Source organism: Opitutales bacterium, assembly GCA_013215165.1.
In the GTDB taxonomy this organism is placed as follows: Bacteria; Verrucomicrobiota; Verrucomicrobiia; order Opitutales; family JABSRG01; genus JABSRG01.
In genome coordinates this window covers 109,573-131,004 of record JABSRG010000003.1, presented here as the reverse complement: position 1 = coordinate 131,004, position 21,432 = coordinate 109,573, and the positions used below count along the sequence as shown (strand labels likewise).

Here is a 21,432-nt window from a genome sequence, read left to right as displayed (position 1 = left end):
GTTCGAGCCATGTGGCCGGCCATGTGATTGCGTAGAGGAGCATCCGTCGGTCTTGGTGGAATCGTTTTGGATTCTGTTCATGGGTATAGAGGCGTTGGTGTATTTGGCCAAGGATGCGCTCTGTGGGGAGGGTGTGTTTAGTCATCATTTTGTGTGATCCAGTAGTCGTGGTCGCGCCAGTGCGGTTGCATGAGGGCGGTGTTGACGTGTTGTGTGGTGACGGTGGTTTTGGCGGTGCGGACAGCTTGGATGAGGCTGGATGTGGTGAGGTGGACGGCGTGGCGTAGGATGCCGCCTGAGCTGTGGGCGATGAGGTGGAGGGCTGCGGGGTCGATGCGGCTGTGGGCGAGGCCTGCGGTGTCGAGTTCGCGGAGGATGAAGGTTTGGATGTCTTCGGGGGTGAGGGGGTGCAGGAGTGCGGAGTAGGTGGTGCGGCTGTGGAGGTCTGCGTTGACGGCGAGTGCGAGGGTGGCGAGGAGTTCGATCTGGGCGAAGAGGAGGATGCCGTAGTTACCGGGGCTTTCTTCTAGGAGGAGTCGGAGTTTGCGCAGGTGCTGTGGGGGCATGAGGTGGGCGTCGTCGATGGTGAGTGCGATGGCTTTTCCTTTAAAGGCCCTGGCATGGCTTGGCTTACAACAAACGCAGATGCCTTAATCTCAGCCCGGGCCCAACGCGCCACCTACATCGAAAGTCAAGAATGGCTCAAAGAGGCCGCATGACTCCCCGCACTTCTGGTCACACCCAATAAAACCGACCTGCGGAGGTATCCATTGACACCGAGCGGATTCTCATCTGTCTTCCAGGCTGTCCTTAGGGGTGACCTGGTATGGGTCTGAGACGCGTTCCTCTCGGAAACGAGACAAGCGTGATCCCTTAGAACCTGATCCGGTTGATACCGGCGTAGGGAAAGGATTCGCCAGATTCCATCATCATTGCCGCGCCTCATCGCCGGATCTCTGAAAGACCCAACACACGTCAACATGAGATCCTATACACTACCTATAAGCCTCCTCTATGGAGCTTTAACCTGCACAGCAGGCTCCGCTCAGGATGCTTCAGCACCAATGCTCGAAACCCTCGTGGTTGAAGGCGACCTCTGGAAAACTCCGATCAGCCAGACCGCCGCGAGTGTGACAGTCCTGGACACTGCCACACTGGAACAGGCAACCCTGACTCACTTCGAGGATGCCATCGCCCAGATACCGAACTTGACGTGGTCAGGTGGCACAGCACGCCCACGTTATTTACAAATCCGGGGCATTGGTGAGAATAGTCAATTTGAAGGAGAAACGCCTGACTCCACCGTACGATTTCTAGTGGATGATATCGACCTTACCGGCCTGGCGGGCGTCGCTAGTTTTCTTGACATGGAACAAATCGAAGTGCTCCGCGGCCCTCAAGCAGGTGCCTTTGGAGCTAACGCCGCTGCTGGGCTTATCTATCTCCGCTCTGCAGCGCCGGGTGGTGCATGGAATAGCTATGCCGAAACCACGATCGCCGAAGATAGCCTACTACGATTCTCCGTCGCAACAGGCGGAGACGTCAGCGAAAGCCTCGGCATTCGCCTTGCGATTCAACAGGAAACTGCCAACGGCTTCCGGGACAACCTCACCCTCGGTGAAAACGATACCAATGGCATCGAAGAAACAACAGCACGCCTGAAATTGGGTTGGAGTCCCAACGACAACTGGCAATGGGATGCGACTCTGCTCTATGCAAACGCCAACAACGGCTACGACTCTTTTGCACTCGATAATAACGGGAGTAACACTTTCAGCGATGAACCAGGCGAAGACGATCAAGAAACCTGGGGAGGTAGCCTGCGCGGCTCATTCACAGGCTGGAATGATGTTGCCCTCACCACGATAACCAGTGGAACGAGCACCGATTCTCTCTACAGCTACGATGCCGATTGGACGGACGCCTCATATGGCGGTTTCAGCCGATTGGATCGCGAGCGCGCGGTCATCAGCCAAGAGCTGCGTTTCGACTCCATCGATCAAGAAGATGCTCTCGGGTGGATCGATCGCTGGACATTCGGAGTCTTTTTCCAAGACCTGAGCGAAGACACCACCGGCAGTTATCGCGACCTCTTCACACCGGAAAGTAGCTTTGATACCGTCTACGATGCCCAAACAGTTTCTATCTACGCACAGGGCAGCCATCAGCTCTCAGAACGAACAGAAATCACCTTGGGTCTGCGCGCCGAACACTATTCTCTCGATACCGAAACTCAGTTCCGCACCAGCGAAGACTTTTCAGACACGCTATGGGGCGGAAAGATCTCCATCCAGCACGCAGTTTCTGACACACTCCGACTCTTCGCTTCGACAACGCGCGGTTATAAGGCAGGAGGCGTAAATATCTATCCGTTCTTGGAGGCCGACGACCCACTCACCTACGAAACCGAGACTCTGTGGAATTACGAGGTAGGTGTCCGGGCCTTTAGCGAAGATGGGCACATCTCAGCTGCTCTGACGGCGTTTTACCTCGACCGTGATACTCCACAAGTGCGCGATTCCGCAGGCTTTGGCGGCAGCTTCCGCTTCTTCACAGATAACGGTGATTCTGCGCACATATCTGGACTCGAAACGGATCTACGCTGGGCCATCACTGACGCCTGGACGCTCACAGCAACTGCAGGGATTTTGGACTCTGAACTCGATACCTTCACCCTCGCAAATGGGCTCAGCGCCGGTGGTCGTGAATTGGCGGCCACCCCACGCTATACCTTCAGCACCGGTTTGGCTTACGCTTCTGGCGATGAAAGCTGGTTCGGTAACGTGATCTGGTCGGGTCGCAGCGACTATTTTCAATCGAACAGCCACGATGCCAAACTCAGTAGTTTCACCGTCGTTAATGGGAGCATCGGCTACGCGTTCAGCAGCCTGCGCGTCAGCCTCTGGGTCAAAAACCTCTTCGATACCGAGTATGAAGAACGCGTCTTCTTCTTCGGCAACGACCCAGACATCGGCTTCGAAGCTCAGCGTTATATCTCGGCCGCAGATCCACGACAAATCGGTGTATCCGCTCGCTTAGATTGGTAGTAACTCCGAGCAGATCTAGTCTTTGAGGAGATTACGCTCACGCAACAAAAGCCGAAGAATATGGTTCACCACGAAATAACGCCGATTCAGCTCGCGTATCACGCCGCCTTCAAACCTCAGCAAGGTGCACGGTGTGTGAGCTCGGATCGTAGCGGTTCGGGGTGAACGCCCTTCGGTCAAAGCGGCCTTCTCCCCGAAGAGGTCCCCTGCGCGCAAGGTCGCTACAACATGGCCGTCGCGGTCCACCTTGAGTGTTCCCGAAGCAATCATGTAGGCCTCATCGGTTGCATCGCCTTGCTTAATGACGGCCTCACCACGATCTAGATCGATCCTCTGGAGATTCCTCGTGACAATATGAATGATTTCTAACGGCAGCTCGCGAAAGCCTTTGACCTGTATGACCACGTCGCGGTGTGCCCAAAGTTTTTCGAAGCGTTCAAGTAGGCTGTTTTCAATGACAAATCGCTGAAAGACTTCGACAGAGATGCGTATCAAACGAGATGCACTCAAGGTATGCAGACTCGCATTGCGCGGCGCTCCGGTCAAAGCGGCCATCTCGCCACAGATACAGCCCCGAGTCAGAATGATTGGGTTGGTTACCTCAAGCCCCTCGACCACGATCTGACCACCGGAAACGATATAAGCGTAATCAGCCTGAGCGCCCTGTTCGCATATCACCTTATCCGCTTGAAAATCGACGACTTCCGCTTCTCCCCAGAGTCGATCTAGAGCGACCTCATCAACAAAGCCAAACATCCCAAAGGCCGAAACGAGCGCTGAGTAATCCTCGCGAACTGTTTCACCTTCGATAAGCACGAATTCGCTCCCCATACCCGCAACAGGTATCTCTCGACCATCCGGTAAAACAGCTCCACAGCGATGTCCGAATTGCAGCCGTTCTCCCATCGCCGCCGAGAGATTGCGTAGTTCCGGCTCCATCGGGTCACCATGGATACCCGCGGAATCTGCTCCTCCGTCATAGATGACCAAATCCTCGTCTCCCTGGACCATCGTTTCCAAGTGATTGAGCCAGGATCCAGGTAACCCACCTGTCATACTTACCTCGCGGACACGCCGAGCACTGGCATGGTCACCCGTGATAAGCAGGGTGACAGGGTCGACGCCCACCCCCATTTCAAATTTGCCCCCAATTGTGGGAATGGAATGGAGGGTGTGGTGGGCCGTAAAACGCGCTGCACCCAAGCGCATTTCCACCCCAGGCTCCACCGCAACGAAATCCATAAACTGCTCCAGCTCACGCCGCTCTTGAGGATCCTCTAAATCGCGATCTAAGACCGCGGCATATTTTATGAGCAGACTTTCATAGACCTCTACAGTGGCAAAAAGACGGATGCGCTCACCCATCGAGAGCAGTTCTACAATCGAGGCGTGATCATCGTGAACATGAGTAATAATGACCCCAGCGAGGTCCTTCACCGTCAGACCATGAGCGTGGAGGCATTGTGTCGTAAAGGGTCCAGCATCCCAAAGATAGGGCGCTCCCTCAATCCAGATGACAAATGACGTACAGCCGCTCCGAGCATCGAATCCATTTCCATTACTCAGAACTGACAGTCCAAACTCCGGTTTCTGTAAATCCCGCTGTTTCAAAGCATCGAGCGAGAACGGTGGCTCTGGAATTTGATCAAAAGAAAGCCTTACATCCTCCAGCTCGCCTCTCTCTACATCGCTGATACGAAACCAATCTTTACCCACATGCTCGACCGATAGATCGCCCAAATCAACGCGACGCATCTGCGTGTATGGGATAAACTCTACCAGATCATCCAACTCCATCGATGTGCCATCAGCCTTTTCGGAGAGAAATGTTCGGCTTGCTTTGTAAAGCATCTGAAAACGTCCAGAGGTTCCAGGATACATCCGAGACCAGCGCTTATAGAGCTGCTTGCTTGGTCCCATTAAAGTCACCGACATGACAGCACGCGCCCGCCGAAGTTGTTTTTTCGATCCTATGACGGAGAGCTTGCGCCCCTCATCTAAACTTCGATCCACAAAGAGAGATTTATAAATCGGAAATTCAAAAGCCCAATTAGATATACCCTGCACCTGCGTTGTATCGGACAAGACAATAGCTCGTAGCGGTTGATAACTTAGCCCTGCGCGATCCATATACTTGACCGCCTCACTGATGCACCCCACGAGGATGCCTCCACGCGATGTCTCAACTAAAGCACAACTCGGCGTCAGAAAAGTCGATTGGAAGGAGGATAAAAGCGTCTTCATTTCAAGCTAAGCCGACAAAGGATAGACCCAAATCGGAAATAGATGAAGAATGGTCACCAACCAGTGTGCTACTCGACGGATATCCGCTTTCGCAGCTGTTCAGCGCTTCCAAGCTTCGACACAAAGCTTCAGAAGAATCATTCAAGGACGCCTCCAGTCTGGTCCAGGTCCCTTTCGTGGGAGCAAGAAGCTCTTTGAGACGATGAAATACTAAAAGCAAAACAAACTAATTTCGTCAATATCCAAGTAATGCTTAAATAGAAACTTAGAATCTGTAACTATTTATGAAAGAGGACTTTGAGAACATGAAGCTAGCGAAATATGGAATGACTTTTAATCATCAAAGATCCTTATCTTGCAGGCCTCAGTGACCTCAAAGAGAAGCAAGCATTGCAATCTATCTAATACGCTACAGCAACGATGGGAATGATAGTCTTCGTCGATCTCGAGCACGTCGATTTTCCTGAGAAACATCCTGTGGTTTGGGAATCGGTCGCGCACCGCCGCTTGCGCACCAAATACCGATTTGAAGAACTCACCCAGCTACCCTGTCACATTGTCCGCTATCCGTCCTTTTCTGCCTTCTCAAAACAGAGTCATTTCAAGCATGCGCGAGCCGTCGTTTTCTCCGGCCATAACACCGAGCTCGATGCATATCCCGAAATAGATCTAGAGCCGATTCGGAAGTGGTTTTTGCAACCTCAGTTACCTACGCTCACCATCTGTGGTAGCTTTCAATTGATGGCCCAAACTTTTGGATCAAAACTCGGCCCGATGGGAAAGTCCGATCCGACCCGACATCAGCATCGCGATCCGGTCATACCTGATTCTGCAGCGCGTGAAACAGGGTTTTGCTCGATAACTCCCGCACATAAAAGTGCGCTCATCTCCGCCAAAAGTCGCGTATTCCAACATCACTACTGGGAAGTTAAAACACTCCCCAAAGCATTTCATCAAATCGCGCGCAGCGGTGCCTGCGAAATTCAAGGCCTCCAGCATACATCACTGCCGATAGTTGGGTTTCAATTTCATCCAGAGGACTATGATGAAGAAAACCGCGATGGCCGCTCTATCCTCAGAAGTTGGTTTTCCCAGCACCTTTAGGTTCTTTCCAAATTCGGCTCAGATTGTAATGTAGAATGCGAGTTGATACCCCTATCACGAATCCAGAAGCGAATCGTCACATGAACAAGATCTACCCAGCATGGACCGTCGGTTTTGCCAAAGAGCATAATGCTACTCCCGAAACGTTTGTTCCTGCAACCGTCCCAGGAGCCGTTCAGCTCGACTGGGCCCGAGCGAACGGATGGGTACCTTATTGGTATGCTGACAACTACAAAGATTACATGTGGATGGAGGATGTGTTTTGGACCTACCAGACCACACTAGACTTCTCCGAAATGCCGGTAGACCATGAAGCTTGGTTCTCTTGTAAAGGCATCGACTATACCTGGGAGATCTACGTAAACGATAACGTATTGGAAAAGCGTGAAGGGATGTTCAGCCCAATTCTGATCAACCTCACCGAAGTGGGTGCGAAGCATGGCGATGTCCTCAAAGTACACATCCACCCAATTCCCAAGCAGCACCGAAACGGAATAGACCGCTGGCAAGCAGACCGAACCTGTAAACCTCCGTGCGCCTACTCATGGGATTGGCACCCACGTCTCGTACCCTCCGGCATTTGGGACGACACAGTGATTGAGTTCTATCGCCACAGCCGCTTTACCCAGGCTGACGTAGATTACACACTAGATCGCCACAGACATACCGCTCATGTTACGGCTACGGTAGAACTCACTGAGATAAATGGTGTTATCCTAAAAACCGAAGTAATCGCACCAGACGGAGAACGTATCGCAGAACACAGCATTGCCCCTGAAGAAGAAGTCATCGCGTTCAAATTTGATCTCAAAGACATTAAACTCTGGTGGCCCTACGATCATGGTGACCAGCCATTATATACCCTCCAGTTCACCCTGACACATACTGACGGGAGCATCTTAGATAAGCATACCCAACGCGTCGGCCTTCGGACCATACGGCTCGTGATGAATCCAGAGGAATGGGATCGCCCAGAAGCCTTTCCGAAGTCACGGAGTAATCCTCCCATCACCCTAGAAATTAACGGTAGATCCATTTTCACAAAAGGAACGAACTGGGTGCCGCCGGAAATTTTTCCGGGTAAAATCACGCGTGCGACTTATTTGCCGCTCCTCGATTACGCAAAAGAATCCAATTTTAACATTATCCGATGTTGGGGCGGAGGCATCGTTAACAAAGAGTCATTTTATAATCTTTGTGACGAGATGGGGCTAATGGTCTGGTCAGAGTTCACACTCGCCTGCCTACCTTACGAAGATGATCCGCATTACCTTCAAATTCTCGAACAAGAATCGGAGGCGATCATTTCGCGCGTCAAACAGCATACCTCAAACATCCTATGGTGCGGAGGGAACGAACTGTTTAACTCCTGGAGCGGCATGACGGATCAAAGCAAAGCTCTGCGGCTATTAAACGCTCAGTGCTATGACCTCGATCCAGACACACCATTCTTGCCGACATCTCCGGTAGCCGGCATGGGCCATGGCCACTATGTTTTCTGCGATATTGAAGGTAAATAAGTCTACAGACACTTCATAGAATCGAAGCACACAGCACACACTGAGTTTGGTTGCCCAAGCCCTGCATCAGTTGAAATACTTAAAGAATTTATACCTGAAGAAGAGCTATGGCCTCCTAAGGCAGGCACCGCATGGGAAGCCCATCACGGCTTTGGTGCATGGATATATATGCCAGATACCTGGTTATGCGAACAGATCATAAATGATTACTTTGGGCCAAGCCACAGCCTCGAACAACTCGTAGCCCGCGGGCAATGGCTACAAGCCGAAGGATTGAAATTCATTTATGAAGAGTCTCGCCGCCAAAAACCACGCTGTGCCATGGCTATAAACTGGTGCTTCAACGAACCCTGGCCCACTGCTGCAAATCAAAGCCTTATCTCCTGGCCTGCCCGCCCCAAGCCGGCATTGGCCGAAGTAGCCAATGCTTGTCGCCCCATCACCTTGAGTTGCCGCGTTACTAAATTCCTCTGGCACAACGGCGAAACCATGGATCTCGACGTATTCCTGCTTAACGATAAATACGACTCCCTCTCTCGAACCGACATCCAATATAAGCTTAAGATCGGCGCCTTCGAGACCATCGTATCCACCTGGAATTTTAATGGAAGTGATGATCAAAACACCAACATCCAAGGTCCAAGCTTCACCGTATTGCTCCCGCGCATCGAAAATGTAACCGAGCTAGAGATCCTACTCGAATGCCCAGAATTCCCAGAGTGGAATCAACGCCACCGACTCCGCTACGACAACAACTGGACGCCACCCCTGTATGGCCCCGCCGCTCGTAAAGCATTGAACCAATAGAGCGATAGGAGCGCAGTTCGATCAAGGGTTCTCGCTCTTCCGAGTATTACGAAAGCTATGCAACTCAGATAAAACGGCCTCATCGCAAGAAGTCGGCTTTCGCCGTCGCCGATCACCAATCCGCTGACTCCAGGCTGTTATATAGCTCTTAACAAATTGCGAAGAACCAATCACTGCACCATCCGTTAAGAATCGGATTCGCTGACGAAGAAGAATAGCTAACGGAAGCTGTCCCTGCTCCTGCATTACCTGATCAAAAGAGGCTTCAGGGATGACCCAGCCTTCACCAAGACGTTTGGGAACAGCACCCTTACCAAAAATAACCATACGATAAGTCGCTAAGGCATTTTTAGCACAAGCCTCACCGACCAACGAACACACACCAGCGCGCATGACAGCATCACCTGCTAAAGCCTCAGCATAACCACAAAACCGATAATCCTTCGGATCCTCGACTAAGCCAGCCCGTACTGGATTTAGCTCAATATACGCCCCCACAACCTGGAGCACCTCAGGGCAGTCATGGATTACCGAGCTCTTGAAACGTTCGCACCACAAAGTGCCAAAGCGCCCCCGAGTCCGATTAAACCAAATCGAAAACCGCTGCTTGAGTGTTTTCATAAACTCAGAGACATTCCCCATCCGCGCCTTCAACTGTTCCCGCATCTGCTGGCCCCGTTCCGAGTTCTCCCTCAGTGCCTGCTCTAAAACCTGGATCGTCATCATCTGATACTCCGTAGGCTTCGGATACAACAGACGAAAACGTCGAATCAGCTCAGCATCAGACACCGCCTTCGCCGCCTCATGAACCCGCACCAAGACATGCACATGGTTCGACATTACCGCATAAGTTAACACCTCCACCCCAGAAAACTCAGCTATCCGCCTCAGCATCCGCCGCATCATCTCCTTCTCGCTACCTCCAAACAACATCTCCCCATTCACAGTCCGCGTTACACAGTGATACACCACACTTTCACCCCACCCATAAATACGCCTAGATCTCATGAGGTTGAAAATCGCGAAAACAACACCGCGCGTCAACTTTATAAATACCTGTCCCTTTATTTAGAGTGCACTAAAAAACGAAGCCATATCTGGACTCCGCTTTTCAACAAAGAAACATCTAGTGAGGCAGCACGATAAAGCAGACACTCATTATCAGTGTGGGTATAAGGGCTCCAAAGAGCAGGCCCAGCGGACTTATACCACCGTCTCCAAAGTATTTACTCAGGATACTCTGGCCCGCTGGATTAGGTGCGTTGGCGATGACAGTAAGTCCGCCCCCGGTCACGGCACCTGCGACCACCGCATATTCGAGCACCTGAGCCCGGACGAGATCAGCCCCTTCTTTGGATTTGAGGACCCCATTGACGACAACATCTGGGTTGAAGGCGGGAACTTGAGAAGCAAGGAAGGTAATGGCCGCATTATCGTTGAAGGCCGTCAATACAGTCGCCCCGATGAAGAGTGGGATTTCGCTCAACGCTGAGAGCACTGGCGATATCCACCAACCTTGAAGGCCACCATGCGTGACAAGACCAGCCAGGAAAAAGCCAACCAGCAGCGGGCTTTTGAGTTTGATATCATATTGGTGGTGCTGAGTGGCTATGGTGAATGCCAGAAAGAATAGAAAACCACCGACAAAGAATGCGGGGTGGTGCAGTGTGAGAACCGTCCATGCAACAAAGAACAAGTGAACCAAAACAATCCAGGTAGGCGCGGGTTCTGGTTCGGGCTCGTCGCTGCTCTCGGATGCAGTCTGCTTGGCCTTTTCCCCTAGCTCTTTGAAATGTTTGCGGAAAATGAAGTAATACAGGGCGGTACTAATCAGAATTCCGAGAATCGCACGCCAGCCGAAATGAGTAAACATGAAGGGCATGTTCCAATGCCATTTTGTCGCCACCATCAAAACAGGAGGGGCAGCAAAGTGAGTCAAAGTGCCACCAACAGACACGTTTACAAAGAGAAGACCGAGGGTAGCATACTTAAATTTCGGCGCAGGATTAAATCGGTAAAACTGCATACCGAGCAGCAGCGCCGCGATCGTCATCGCCGCGGGTTCCGTAATGAACGAACCCAGAAGTGGTGCCACAATAAGTATGGAAAGCCACCAAGCCGCTGGAGTCTGTTTCCCCAAGCCCGCCACCATCCGCAGCGATTTCTCCGCGATCTGCACGACTGGACGACTCGATGCGATGGCCATGATGATCACAACGAAGATGGGCTCAGTGTAATTACGCGTGTCCACATAATGCGCCGCTACGGTAAGTCCGTCCGGCTCCATCATCACCATCGCGATCAATAATGGCACCAACCAGATCCCAAAAATCGCCTCAACCTCGCCGAGAAAGTGAAAGAGGGTCGCTCGAAAACTCACCGGTTTCTTACCATCCACGAACACACGTGTCTCATCCGCGACTTTGTATTTGTGCTCATGCTCAAATTTATGGGCAAGTTTGTTGAAATACCCGGCCATGAACGTGTGAACGACAGCGAGAAAGAAGACGACTGCTGCGACTACATTGAAAGGATCAGCCGCAGCCCGCAGTTTAATCGTCTCGAACAAGGTCAATTCCCGCCCCAACTCCTCTGCCTTATGGCTTTCTTTTACCGCATATTCCTCTTCAGTGATCGGGAAATGGATATCAGGATTGCCATGGCCCCCACCTCCAGCGGCCCACAAAATCGAGCTGCTGGGCAAGAGCAAACAGACAAAAAACAGAATTAATCGATACGGATTCATAGCTAGACAGAGAGATATAAGGTTCCGAGATCATTTCCCTCGGAATCGCTTGGCAAGACAGAACCCATGCAAGGAGGCACGCTACATGCCAACTTGTGGGCTTTTCTCGCAGCGGTCAGGCTCTATCCACCCAGTCTTTGTCTACGAATCCCGATCAATCTCGCCAGTCTCTTCCAGGCGATCCACCTGAGTCTCTTCCCAGAGCGGCGTTTTACGTCGATAAGCCGCACGCCCCAGAGATTGCCCGGCTACAGGGGCAGTGAGGTAGAAGAACGCAATCACAATCGCGGCCATCACTGTAGTGCGAACCGACTGAAAATGCAGCACAACCGCAAGGAGCAACAAGGTGGCTCCAAAGGCGCCGGCTTTGGTGGCTGCATGCATGCGCGTGTAAAGGTCTGGCATGCGCACGATACCCAGTGCAGCAACAAAGGCAAAAAACGCACCCAGAACGATCAATATAGCAACCACGATATCCATCACTCGCACCCTCCATTTTCCAGATAACGCGCAAACGCGACAGCTCCGAGAAAGCCGATCACAGCCAACGCAAAGGCCACTTCAAGCATAACGGGTTGGTCAAAGTGTATAGCAAATAAAACGATGGCACACAGGCAAGTTCCACTGACAAGCTCCAAGGCCATCACCCGATCAAACACGTCCGGCCCTTTCGCTAATCGATATAACCCAAGCAACAACGCGACGATGATCAACACCGATGCGATTGCTAAACCAATGGCTAAGGGCCAGCCCAAATCATCAAAAAACATCGCGCACTCTCTTTCCGTAGCTAGCTTCCAATTCCGCGGCAGTTTCTTGAGGAGACTTATCGAGATACATGACGTGCAAGAACAAGCGTTGCTTATCCTCCGAGACATGGAGCCCCAAGGTTCCCGGTGTCATCGTGATCAGATTTGCCATCGCCAGCACCTGTGTATCGGTCATGCCTGCAATACTCAGCTCGATGACGCCGGGCTTCATGCGATGCGTAGGCGTCAAGACGTCATACGCCACACGGACATTCGACGTCACAACCTCCTTCACATAGAAAAGAAAAAACGAAAGACTTGCGATGATCCGGCTCATGGAAGTTCGTCTACCGCAGGGTTCAACACCGCGGTAATATAGGCTTCAGGGTTCAACAGCTGTTCCGCTGCACGCTCAGAGAAAGCCAACATTGGCTCGCCAAAAAATCCGATCAACACTGTGCACACAGACATAATAACCACTGGGGCTACCATCCAAGCCATGGCAACTCGGCTCAGCCCTGCCGACTCTTCAGGATGTTCTTCCGGTTGATCCTTCCAAAAAGCCTCGGCCCAGATCTTAGTCATAGAAAAGAGGGTCAATACCCCGACCAACAAGGCCGCGCCGACAGAAAACCAAGCACCCTCATCCAATCCCGCTTTAACGACTGCAAATTTCGCCCAAAACCCGGACAACGGCGGAATTCCTCCAAGCGAAAAAGCGGGAATAAAAAACAACACAGCGAGCCATGGCGCCGCTTTGTAGAGGCCGCCGACCTTAGCCAGATCACACGACCCCTTCATTTTCATGACGACTCCACTCACCAAAAACAAATTCGTCTTCACGATGATATGGTGGACCAGGTAAAAAATAGCAGCGGCCAGCGCCAAAGGCGTCATGATCGCCAAACCCAAGATCATATAACCAATCTGGCTCACGATGTGGAAAGAGAGAATCCGGCGCATATCAAAATGTGACGCTGCACCCAAAACCCCGGTCACCATAGTCAGCACAGCCAAGACGATAAGAAGCATCTGCACCTCATCAAAGATAGGCGCGAACAAGAGCGTATAGGCACGAATCAACGCATACACGCCCACCTTGGTAAGCAATCCGGCAAAGATAGCCGATACAGCAGCAGGCGGTGTGTGATACGACGCCGGCAACCAGAAAAAGAACGGGAAAATTCCGGCCTTCACACCAAACGCTGCCAACAACAGCATCGAGCTGCTGATCACCCACTCCGCATCATCGGTCTCAATCAGCGCTTGAGCGATATCCGCCATATTGAGCGTGCCCAGTTTACCGTATATAATACCCGCCCCTATCAGGAACATCGCCGAAGCCAGAAGGTTCAGCGCCACATACTTCAAGCCTCCCTCTAGCTCGGCTTTTTCACCGCCCAGCACGGTCAAAACAAAGGACGCGATGAGCATGACTTCAAACCAGACATACAGATTGAAAAGATCGCCCGTCAAAAAGGCCCCATTCACTCCAAACAAAAGGATGAGGTAGAGGGGAAAATAAAAACGCCGCATGCGCCCTTCGTCGATATCACTCAAAGAATAGGCAGCGACTGCAGCTCCCATAAAGGATGAGACTGCCACCATGACCGCACTCAGGCGGTCAGCGACCAAACTAATACCGAACGGCGCTTCCCAACCGCCGACCTGTAGCACCAAAATTCCAGCCTGATCCGTTTCCCAAAGCAGCACGAGCGACCCCACGAAGGTAGCTATCGACGCCATCAAGCCGCCCATGCGCTGCCAGATCAGAGACTTGTAGCCAAACAGCAGGGCAATCGCTCCAATCAATGGAATAAGTATGGGTAAAAGTGTCGTCAGGCCGTTCACGTATCGGTCTTGTTGAAAGCGTTGATATCGTCGTCTCCAACTGCCTCATAGGCACGAAACACCAGAGCCAGCATGAATGCTGTTAGGCCAAACCCGATCACGATCGCGGTGAGGACCATCGCCTGTGGCAAGGGATCGCCGTAGACTTCGGGCGGAAGTTTTTCGGTCGGTTCGATAAGCGCAGGAAAGCCGGGTAAGAGCCCACCAGAGGCAAACACGAGTAGGTTCGCGCCCTGGCTGATCAACACGATGCCCACCACAAGCTTTACCACACTACGCCGCAGCAAACAGTAGATGCCGCCCGCCACAAGCGCGCCAATTAACACTGCGATTACCGGTTCCATTTAGCTTTCTTCCTCCTCGTCATCTTCCAAGTGAGTGATCTTCGCGAAACTGAAGGTCGTGTGCAGGGTGAAGCCAATGACCGTCAGGAAAACGCCCACGTCAAAAATGAGCGGCGTCCCCAGGTGTACGGTTCCCAGAAGAGGCAGCTTCAGAGTAGGCAACCATAGACCGGTCATGAATCCTTTACCTAAAAACATAGAGAAAAAACCGCTCACAACTGCGATTAGCAACCCCACTGCCATCAAGATAACCGGGTCGACTCTGAGCTTCTGGCGTGCCGCCTGGATAGAGTCTCCCAATGCATAAAGGATGAATGCAGTCGCTGCCATCAGCCCTCCGATGAATCCGCCCCCGGGTAGATTGTGGCCACGGTAAAGGACGATCAGCGACATGATTAAAAGGAACGGAAACAACAGTCGGCCCGTTTTACTCAGCAAAAAGTTATTCATGACGGCTCATCCTCTTTTTTACCACGCCCCATAGCTACGAGCGCCGCGATACCCAGGGCGCCTGCAGCGACGACAACGATCTCGCCCATGGTATCGATAGCCCGGAAATCCACGAGGATGACGTTGACGACATTCTTACCCTTCGCTTCAACATAGCTCATTTCAGCCAGGCGTTCCGCAATCGGGTGCTCAAACTGGATCGTCATGGCCTTTAAAGTCAGGACCGTGATCAGGGTGCCAAAAACAAGAGCAAGCACCGCGTCACGCACGCGTGTCGCCTTGGCAGAGAGCGCGCGAAAGGTGGGCAAGCGTGCAATAACAAACATGAAGAGCACTACCACCAACGTCTCTACGAGAAGCTGCGTCACGGCTAGGTCAGGAGCACCAAAGTAGACAAAGATCAGCGCCACACCAAAACCCACTACTCCCAGCGCGACCAAAGAAGTAATCCGCGTGTCACTCGTAGCTGCAATGATCGTCGCTAAAATCATGACCACCGCCAGGCCGATCACGAGGAAGTCCAAGTCACGCCAGTTGAGCGAAAACTCCAATCCACCAAAGTTAAAGAGCGCCCAGGCCAAGAGCCCCGCCGTCGTCGCTACAATAATAAATACATAATTATGCAGATAACCCGACTGAAGCACCCGGGTCTGCCATTTGGAAAAAGCCACTGTGCCGTGGAAAATCTTCTCATAGGCAGCCTCGGCTCCAAAACCTTTGAGACGCTCTAGGATTGCATCCGCCCGTTGCCATACCGCTTTGCGCATCGAAAAAAGCACCAAACCGCCCGCAACCGTCGCGATGCTAATCAACAAAGGTAGATTGATCCCGTGCCATAGCTTGAGTGTCAGCTCCACTTTTTGCCCCTCAATCGCCGAAACCGCCGGAGCTACCAAGCTGCCAGCTACCAACTGTGGAAACAGGCCAAACACCAGGCCCAGCACCGCCAAGATCATGGGACCGATCCACATGCTAACTGGTGCTTCGTGCGGTTTCTTGGGCAAATTCTCTGCCTTTTTTCCCCAATAGGGAGCCACGCCGACTTTGAACGCCAATGCTAGCATGATGAGATTACCAACAAACGCCGCGCCCAAGACATACTGTTGAACACCCTCCATGGCCACGCCGGCCTTGTAGACATACTCCTTGCCGATAAATCCAAAAAACGGAGGGAAACCCGACTTCGACAAAGCAGCAAGACCTGCAGCAATCGCCGTCATCGGCATCAGAGTCCTGAGGCCACTCAGACGCGTGACGTCACGCGTACCAGCCTCGTGATCGATGGAACCTGCACTCATAAACAAAGCAGCTTTGTAGAGGGCATGCCCAAATAGAAAGACTACCATCGATTGAAAAGCCAGCTCGGTGCCGACGCCCAGCAACATGGTTAACATACCCAGGACCGCCAAGGTCGTGTAGGCCAAAATCCGTTTGAGATCCGCCTGAAACAGACCGATCACCACCGCGAGCAACAACGTGATGCTGCCAAAAATAGTCAACGTCCATGACCATTCAGGAGTCTGTCCGAGACCCGGATTAAGCCGCGCCATGAGGAAGACGCCCGCCTTTACCATGGTCGCCGAGTGCAGGTATGAACTTACCGGAGTCGGCGCCGCCATCGCATTGGGGAGCCAGAAATGGAAAGGCACCTGAGCGCTCTTGGTGAATGCTCCGAGAAGCACCAAAACGATCATTGCCAAATACAGAGGGCTCGAGCGCAACTCATCACCAGACAGGTTGATTTCGCTCAGGCTGTAGGTCCCCGCGACTGTCCCGATCAGGATGAAACCAGCCAGCATGGCCACGGCTCCAAACCCAGTCACCAAAAGCGCCTGTAACGACTTCCAGCGCGATTCCTTCTGGGTATGATTGAAGCCGATCAGGAGGTAAGATGTGATGCTCGTGCCCTCCCAAAAAATGAAGAGCATCAACAGGTTATCCGACAACACGAGTCCGAGCATCGACCCCATGAATGCCAAAAGGTATAGGAAGAATCGACCGAGCTGATGGTGCCCATGGAGATAACCGCCTGCGTAGATTACAACCAACGCGCCAACCCCAGTCACCAGCAAGCCCATGAGCATCGAGAGACCATCGAGTTTCAGCGCAAAAGCGACGCCGAGGGACGAAAACCAATCCACGTGGGTCGTGATTGGCTCCCCATTGTAGATGCTTGGTATGTGTTGCGCCATAAGTGCGCAAGCCGCCAACGGCCCCAAGGCCAAAATGTAGCCAGAGGCATCTTTCGCTACCTTCACCACGAGCGGAGCGAGGAGCGCGCACAGAAAAATAATCAGGAGGCTAAGAATTATCAATACAAGGCACCGTTATCGGAATAACTGCGCTCATCATATTCACGTTCTTCGCCTTTCAAGTCATAGAAGTCGATTTTTCAGGACTTTTGGTAAAAAACTTCTCACGGAATCAGCACTCCACACCGCACCAGATCTAGTCAGAACCGACAATTTCCTCGAGTTCCGAAATTCGCTGATGGATCAGGGGAATAAACCCCTCCGGGTGGTTTGGATCGATCCGCTCAAGGTCTCGACGCAAAATTTGCAGGCCCTCTTCAGGACGCCCTGCCGACTCTAAAACGCGTGAGATTAATCGTCCGATGAAGGGTGGCGCAGTATCCATCCGCCAGGCACGAAGGAAAAGCTCTGCTGTGCGATCAAAATCCTCCGAGGCATTCAGCACGATTTTGCCCATCTCAATCGGGAACATAGGATTCTCGGGGAACCGAGCGGCTCCCTTCTCAAGAAACGCCACCGCCCGCTCCATATGCTCCAAACGAATGCGGCGCTGCACACTTAGGGGAACGTTTTCCATACCCCCTCCTTCCTCAATTCGCCAGACAGGCATATCAAAAGCGATGGTCGTAGAAGCAAATTTCCAGAAAATCTCCGGCCTGGGATCTACCAAGACCGCCAGCTCAGCCAGGGTCTCATACTCGGTCAACTTCCGATCTTCCCAAGCAATGTAACCACGCAAAAAAAGAAAATCGGCCACGATGGTCCGAAAGCCCCCGAGGACCCCCCAAATCACTCCCGATCCCGCATCAACGACGATATCATTTACAGCAGCAGGCTGGGCCAACATCGTTTCCGCGTGTGACACCAGGGTACCCTTTGGAGCCAAGCTCTGCAAAGTCGCGGAAGCCGTGCATGCCACAAATAAAACCACCACGAAACGAAAAGCATGCGTCCAATCACGAGGTTTCTCTGCCCGAACTAACACGCTCAAATCTCCCGCTTCCGAAAAATGAACATCGCTAGACTCACATACAAAACCGCAAATCCCAAACCATAAGCCGATACCTGGACGAAGGCCCCCCACTCGAGCACACCCGAATCCCGCAGCACCAATTGATCACCCAGATCGAATAGCTGAAAATCAGGCACACAAAAACGCAACAGCCCGACACCGATTGCCTGCCAACCCTCCGCCCCATTTTCCCAAGCATCGCGCGCCAGATGCTGGAGCTGGAATACAATCCAAAGAATGACCCCCACCATGACCGTCAGCAGTTGGCTGCGCGCATAGGAAGCGACCAACAACGTGACACCGACAAGCGCACAACTGCGTACACCTTGAAGCCAAAGATATACCAGCAGATCACTCCAGACGATCGCCACGCTACCATCCATTTGAGAACTTTGCCATGCAAGCAGTAGTGCCAAGGTCAGCCCAATAGCTGCCAGATACGCCCAGACAACGCACAGCACACCCAAGGCTTTGCCCAACACAAAGACCCACCGGGATACCGGTCGTGCAAGAATGAGGTGGACCGTGCGATTTTCCAGATCGCTGAAAAAGAGTTGCCCCGTCGCAAAAATACACAGCAACGCCCCAAACAGCGTCATCGCGCCAAAGCCGAAATCGCGCACAAATTTTAGCTCCTGCCCTCCAAAGTCGAACTGCCTAAAAAACAGGCTGCTCAGCACAAGGCCGAGGCTGCAAAATACCGTGGCCAGGACAAATTTCTGCCGCAGCGCTTCTCGCCAGGTAAGGCCCGCGATGATCCATAAATTAGTCATCCCGATCAGCCTCCACAGCGTGAATTTTTTCCAGAAACACGTCGGATAAGTGCCGCCCCGACGCCCGTGCCGATATCAGCTTGAGCCCCTCGACCTCAAGCGCCATGCGGGCCGCGCTCTCCCGATTCATTGCGTATCCACTCACCTGTAGCGACCAGACATCGCCCGCCTCCAAGATGTCTTCGGTAGTCCCCGAGAGAAGCATCCTTCCCCGATAGAGCATCAACAGCTGATCACATAGCCCCTCGACTTCCGTCAGCAAATGAGAGCACAGCAAGATCGATTTACCGGTACGTTTGAGATCCAGAATGAGGCGCGCGATAGCGGCCGACCCGATCGGGTCTACACCGGCGGTCGGCTCATCAAGAATAAGGAATTCCGGATCGTGCACCAGAGCTTGCGCCAGACCAATGCGTTGCAGCATGCCTTTTGAATAGGTGCCAATTCGCCGGTCTGCCGCACCCATCATATCGACCTGCTCAAGCACGACCTGGGTCCGCTCATTAAGCCCATCACCCTTCAAACCCGAGAGGCGACCCATCGATTGAACAAACTCCCGCCCCGTAAGAAATTTCTGAAAATAGGGGGCTTCAGGCAAATAACCGATGTGACGCCGCGTGAGGCGGTCTGTCGGAGCCTTGCCGTTGACGGTCAAGGTTCCCGAAGTCGGGCGCAAGAGACCGAGAATCATTTTGATCGTCGTCGACTTCCCAGAGCCATTCGGTCCCAGCAAACCCATCACAGACCCAGGGCGCATGGAAAATGACAGGCTATCCACGGCGCGGATACGGTAGCCTTTCAACTCAGCAGGGAAATCTCGGGTGAGATCACTTGCTTGTACCAGGTCCACGCTACTCATTGTCGGAAAAATAGATTTAGATGATTGAGAAACCACTCAGACCGCTCGGATCCAACACCTCGCTCGTTTCGACGTCTTTAATATAACTGCTCATCTGGTGGCTAACCTCATCCATGAACGCCGTTACCTCCTTCCCCTCCCCCTCGGCGACCAAATGCACCCGACCGTCCAATAAATTCTGCACCGTTCCCGAGACATCAAACTCCATGGAAACCTGTCGAGTTTGGTATCGAAATCCGACCCCCTGGACATGCCCGGAAAACCAGACTTCTTGCCGTATCGCCGCTGTATCGAGTGCCATAGATTGTGAACGTTGAACCCAGGCCGCTAAGGATTCGAGGTTTTTTCGAGTTGCTCTGATAAACAAGATCTTTGGCATCATTAGGTGCTTTGCTCCTTCGTGTCTCTTGAATCTTTGTTCCAAAGCTCAGCCAAACCCACGAGCCGACAGAGCGGCTCGACTGCATATTCTGAATTCGATACGTCCTCGCAACAGTCGCAATGATCACTCTCAAGAAAGAACTCACTGAAGAAGAAGTAGAACTCCTCACCTGGTTTCTCGAATCCCAGGAGGAGTCTTATTGGATCCTAGAGCAAAAGGAGCCACGCGATCCCTTTTATCTATTCGGGTATTTTGACAAAAAAAATGAGGCTACCGATGCCTTTCGGGTGTTGCTGACTGACGTCCAAGGCCTGACTGAAGGATTCGAGCTCGAGACGCTGGAGGACCAGGACTGGAAAGAAGCCTATAAACTCCACCTCAAATACTGGAGTGATCGTCACCTGCACTGGATTCCACTCTGGGAGAAAGAAGACAGAGCGGCTCCTGAGGGGCAGGCATTCATCTATCTCGACTCCGGCATGGCGTTTGGCACCGGAGCACACGAAACCACCCGCCTCTGCGCGCGGCGTCTCGTCGATTTCGCAGAAAGGCATGCGAGCTTTGACAGCCTAAACATTGTCGATGCCGGATGTGGCTCGGGCATCCTCGCCCTCAGTGCACGCGCGCTAGGATTCCAGCAAGTTTCTGGTTTCGACTTCGACCCTGAAGCCGTCCGCATTGCCGACGAGCATAATGATTTCAACGCACACCTCAGCCCGATCCCCTTTAGCGTGGGATCTGTGCCTGACGATCTCGAGGCAGCAAGTGCCGATCTACTCTTGGCCAACATTCAGACCAACATCCTAGTGCCTTGTGCAACGGCCCTGGTCTCTGCAGTCGCGCCGGGCGGGACACTAGCATTGAGTGGCATACTAAAGGAAGAGATCGACCAGGTCAGCGATGCCATACGTGCTGTAGCCAAGAAATCTGAGCGAGAAATAAAGGAGGAAGACTCCCGCATCGACGGACAATGGGCCGATTTGCTAGTATTGTTTTGAGGCAAGGAGCGCGGAAATAGGATCCCTATTCAGAATCAAACCGTTCCCTCTTCATCCGACGCTCAAACAGCTTTCGGTGCTTTGTAATCCGACCACTCACTCGTTCACGCCAAAGTCTAAAACTTGAGCGCTTGAGCGAACGCCGCATCACTCGGATCACTTCCGCTTCGGACAATCCCGTCTTCTTCTTGATCTCGTCAAACGTTGTCCGGTCCTCCCATGCCAAGCGAATGATGAGGTCGTCGGGAGGCGATTTTCGAGAATCCATAAACTAAGAAAACTAAGAATGAATGA

Annotated in this window: 21 protein-coding genes and 1 riboswitch; of the genes, 5 read left to right on the top strand and 16 right to left on the bottom strand. The window is 52.5% G+C overall.

The genetic code is table 11. The annotated features are described in order from the left end of the window. Nucleotides 1-137 precede the first annotated feature (137 nt). Nucleotides 138-566 carry a hypothetical protein gene (locus HRU10_00680; protein NRA25748.1) on the bottom strand — a complete coding sequence of 143 codons (429 nt, stop codon included), beginning with the start codon at nt 564-566 and terminating at the stop codon, nt 138-140. Between the two features lie 236 nt (nt 567-802). Beyond that, a riboswitch (TPP riboswitch) is annotated at nt 803-924 on the top strand. Between the two features lie 56 nt (nt 925-980). Between HRU10_00680 and HRU10_00675 the strand changes: the two genes are divergently transcribed. Beyond that, on the top strand, nt 981-3,047 hold the full coding sequence (locus HRU10_00675) for a TonB-dependent receptor (protein NRA25747.1): 2,067 nt from the start codon (nt 981-983) through the stop codon (nt 3,045-3,047). A gap of 15 nt (nt 3,048-3,062) precedes the next feature. Here HRU10_00675 and HRU10_00670 read toward each other — a convergent pair whose 3' ends face one another. Further along, a complete protein-coding gene (locus tag HRU10_00670; protein NRA25746.1) occupies nt 3,063-5,291 on the bottom strand; it encodes a cyclic nucleotide-binding domain-containing protein in 2,229 nt (742 codons plus the stop codon). A 426-nt stretch (nt 5,292-5,717) separates the two neighbouring features. Between HRU10_00670 and HRU10_00665 the strand changes: the two genes are divergently transcribed. The 3 genes from HRU10_00665 (at nt 5,718) to HRU10_00655 (ending at nt 8,722) form a co-directional block, all read left to right on the top strand. Then, nucleotides 5,718-6,395, top strand: a complete 678-nt coding sequence (locus tag HRU10_00665; GenBank protein ID NRA25745.1) for a gamma-glutamyl-gamma-aminobutyrate hydrolase family protein — start codon at nt 5,718-5,720, stop codon at nt 6,393-6,395. A gap of 80 nt (nt 6,396-6,475) precedes the next feature. Then, the gene (locus tag HRU10_00660; protein ID NRA25744.1) at nt 6,476-7,915 is read left to right on the top strand and encodes a hypothetical protein; all 1,440 of its coding nucleotides are present in this window, start codon (nt 6,476-6,478) and stop codon (nt 7,913-7,915) included. A gap of 168 nt (nt 7,916-8,083) precedes the next feature. Next, the gene (locus tag HRU10_00655; GenBank protein ID NRA25743.1) at nt 8,084-8,722 is read left to right on the top strand and encodes a hypothetical protein; all 639 of its coding nucleotides are present in this window, start codon (nt 8,084-8,086) and stop codon (nt 8,720-8,722) included. Nucleotides 8,723-8,743: 21 nt separating this feature from the next. Here the strand turns inward: HRU10_00655 and HRU10_00650 are convergent, their stop codons facing one another. The 13 genes from HRU10_00650 to HRU10_00590 all read right to left on the bottom strand — a co-directional run bounded on the left by HRU10_00650 (nt 8,744) and on the right by HRU10_00590 (nt 20,059). After that, a complete protein-coding gene (locus tag HRU10_00650; GenBank protein ID NRA25742.1) occupies nt 8,744-9,730 on the bottom strand; it encodes a transposase in 987 nt (328 codons plus the stop codon). A gap of 118 nt (nt 9,731-9,848) precedes the next feature. Continuing rightward, the gene (locus HRU10_00645) at nt 9,849-11,468 is read right to left on the bottom strand and encodes a putative Na+/H+ antiporter (GenBank protein ID NRA25741.1); all 1,620 of its coding nucleotides are present in this window, start codon (nt 11,466-11,468) and stop codon (nt 9,849-9,851) included. Nucleotides 11,469-11,609: 141 nt separating this feature from the next. Further along, complete coding sequence (locus HRU10_00640) at nt 11,610-11,948, bottom strand: monovalent cation/H(+) antiporter subunit G (protein ID NRA25740.1); 339 nt, start codon at nt 11,946-11,948, stop codon at nt 11,610-11,612. Then, nucleotides 11,948-12,238, bottom strand: a complete 291-nt coding sequence (locus tag HRU10_00635; protein ID NRA25739.1) for a hypothetical protein — start codon at nt 12,236-12,238, stop codon at nt 11,948-11,950. The genes HRU10_00640 and HRU10_00635 overlap by 1 nt, the downstream gene beginning before the upstream one ends. After that, nucleotides 12,228-12,554: a Na+/H+ antiporter subunit E gene (locus tag HRU10_00630; protein NRA25738.1), complete on the bottom strand. Its 327-nt coding sequence runs from the start codon at nt 12,552-12,554 to the stop codon at nt 12,228-12,230. Before HRU10_00630 ends, HRU10_00635 begins: the two co-directional genes overlap by 11 nt. Then, nucleotides 12,551-14,059 carry a Na+/H+ antiporter subunit D gene (locus HRU10_00625; protein ID NRA25737.1) on the bottom strand — a complete coding sequence of 503 codons (1,509 nt, stop codon included), beginning with the start codon at nt 14,057-14,059 and terminating at the stop codon, nt 12,551-12,553. The genes HRU10_00630 and HRU10_00625 overlap by 4 nt, the downstream gene beginning before the upstream one ends. A 5-nt stretch (nt 14,060-14,064) precedes the next feature. Beyond that, nucleotides 14,065-14,412: a Na+/H+ antiporter subunit C gene (locus HRU10_00620; protein NRA25736.1), complete on the bottom strand. Its 348-nt coding sequence runs from the start codon at nt 14,410-14,412 to the stop codon at nt 14,065-14,067. Further along, nucleotides 14,413-14,862, bottom strand: coding sequence for a Na(+)/H(+) antiporter subunit B (locus HRU10_00615; protein ID NRA25735.1), 450 nt, complete (start codon nt 14,860-14,862; stop codon nt 14,413-14,415). It lies immediately after the preceding gene. Then, complete coding sequence (locus HRU10_00610; protein NRA25734.1) at nt 14,859-17,174, bottom strand: putative monovalent cation/H+ antiporter subunit A; 2,316 nt, start codon at nt 17,172-17,174, stop codon at nt 14,859-14,861. Before HRU10_00610 ends, HRU10_00615 begins: the two co-directional genes overlap by 4 nt. Before the next feature lie 136 nt (nt 17,175-17,310). Next, nucleotides 17,311-18,105, bottom strand: a complete 795-nt coding sequence (locus tag HRU10_00605) for a tetratricopeptide repeat protein (GenBank protein NRA25733.1) — start codon at nt 18,103-18,105, stop codon at nt 17,311-17,313. Next, nucleotides 18,102-18,899, bottom strand: coding sequence for an ABC transporter permease subunit (locus HRU10_00600; GenBank protein NRA25732.1), 798 nt, complete (start codon nt 18,897-18,899; stop codon nt 18,102-18,104). The genes HRU10_00605 and HRU10_00600 overlap by 4 nt, the downstream gene beginning before the upstream one ends. Further along, nucleotides 18,892-19,758, bottom strand: a complete 867-nt coding sequence (locus tag HRU10_00595) for an ABC transporter ATP-binding protein (protein NRA25731.1) — start codon at nt 19,756-19,758, stop codon at nt 18,892-18,894. Before HRU10_00595 ends, HRU10_00600 begins: the two co-directional genes overlap by 8 nt. Before the next feature lie 16 nt (nt 19,759-19,774). After that, nucleotides 19,775-20,059 carry an acylphosphatase gene (locus tag HRU10_00590; GenBank protein ID NRA25730.1) on the bottom strand — a complete coding sequence of 95 codons (285 nt, stop codon included), beginning with the start codon at nt 20,057-20,059 and terminating at the stop codon, nt 19,775-19,777. Between the two features lie 200 nt (nt 20,060-20,259). Between HRU10_00590 and HRU10_00585 the strand changes: the two genes are divergently transcribed. Beyond that, nucleotides 20,260-21,138, top strand: coding sequence for a 50S ribosomal protein L11 methyltransferase (locus HRU10_00585; protein ID NRA25729.1), 879 nt, complete (start codon nt 20,260-20,262; stop codon nt 21,136-21,138). Nucleotides 21,139-21,163: 25 nt separating this feature from the next. On the opposite strand, the gene HRU10_00580 is transcribed toward HRU10_00585, so the two are convergent. Beyond that, nucleotides 21,164-21,406 (bottom strand): TIGR03643 family protein, encoded by a 243-nt coding sequence (locus tag HRU10_00580; GenBank protein ID NRA25728.1) that lies wholly within the window; start codon nt 21,404-21,406, stop codon nt 21,164-21,166. Nucleotides 21,407-21,432 lie beyond the last annotated feature (26 nt).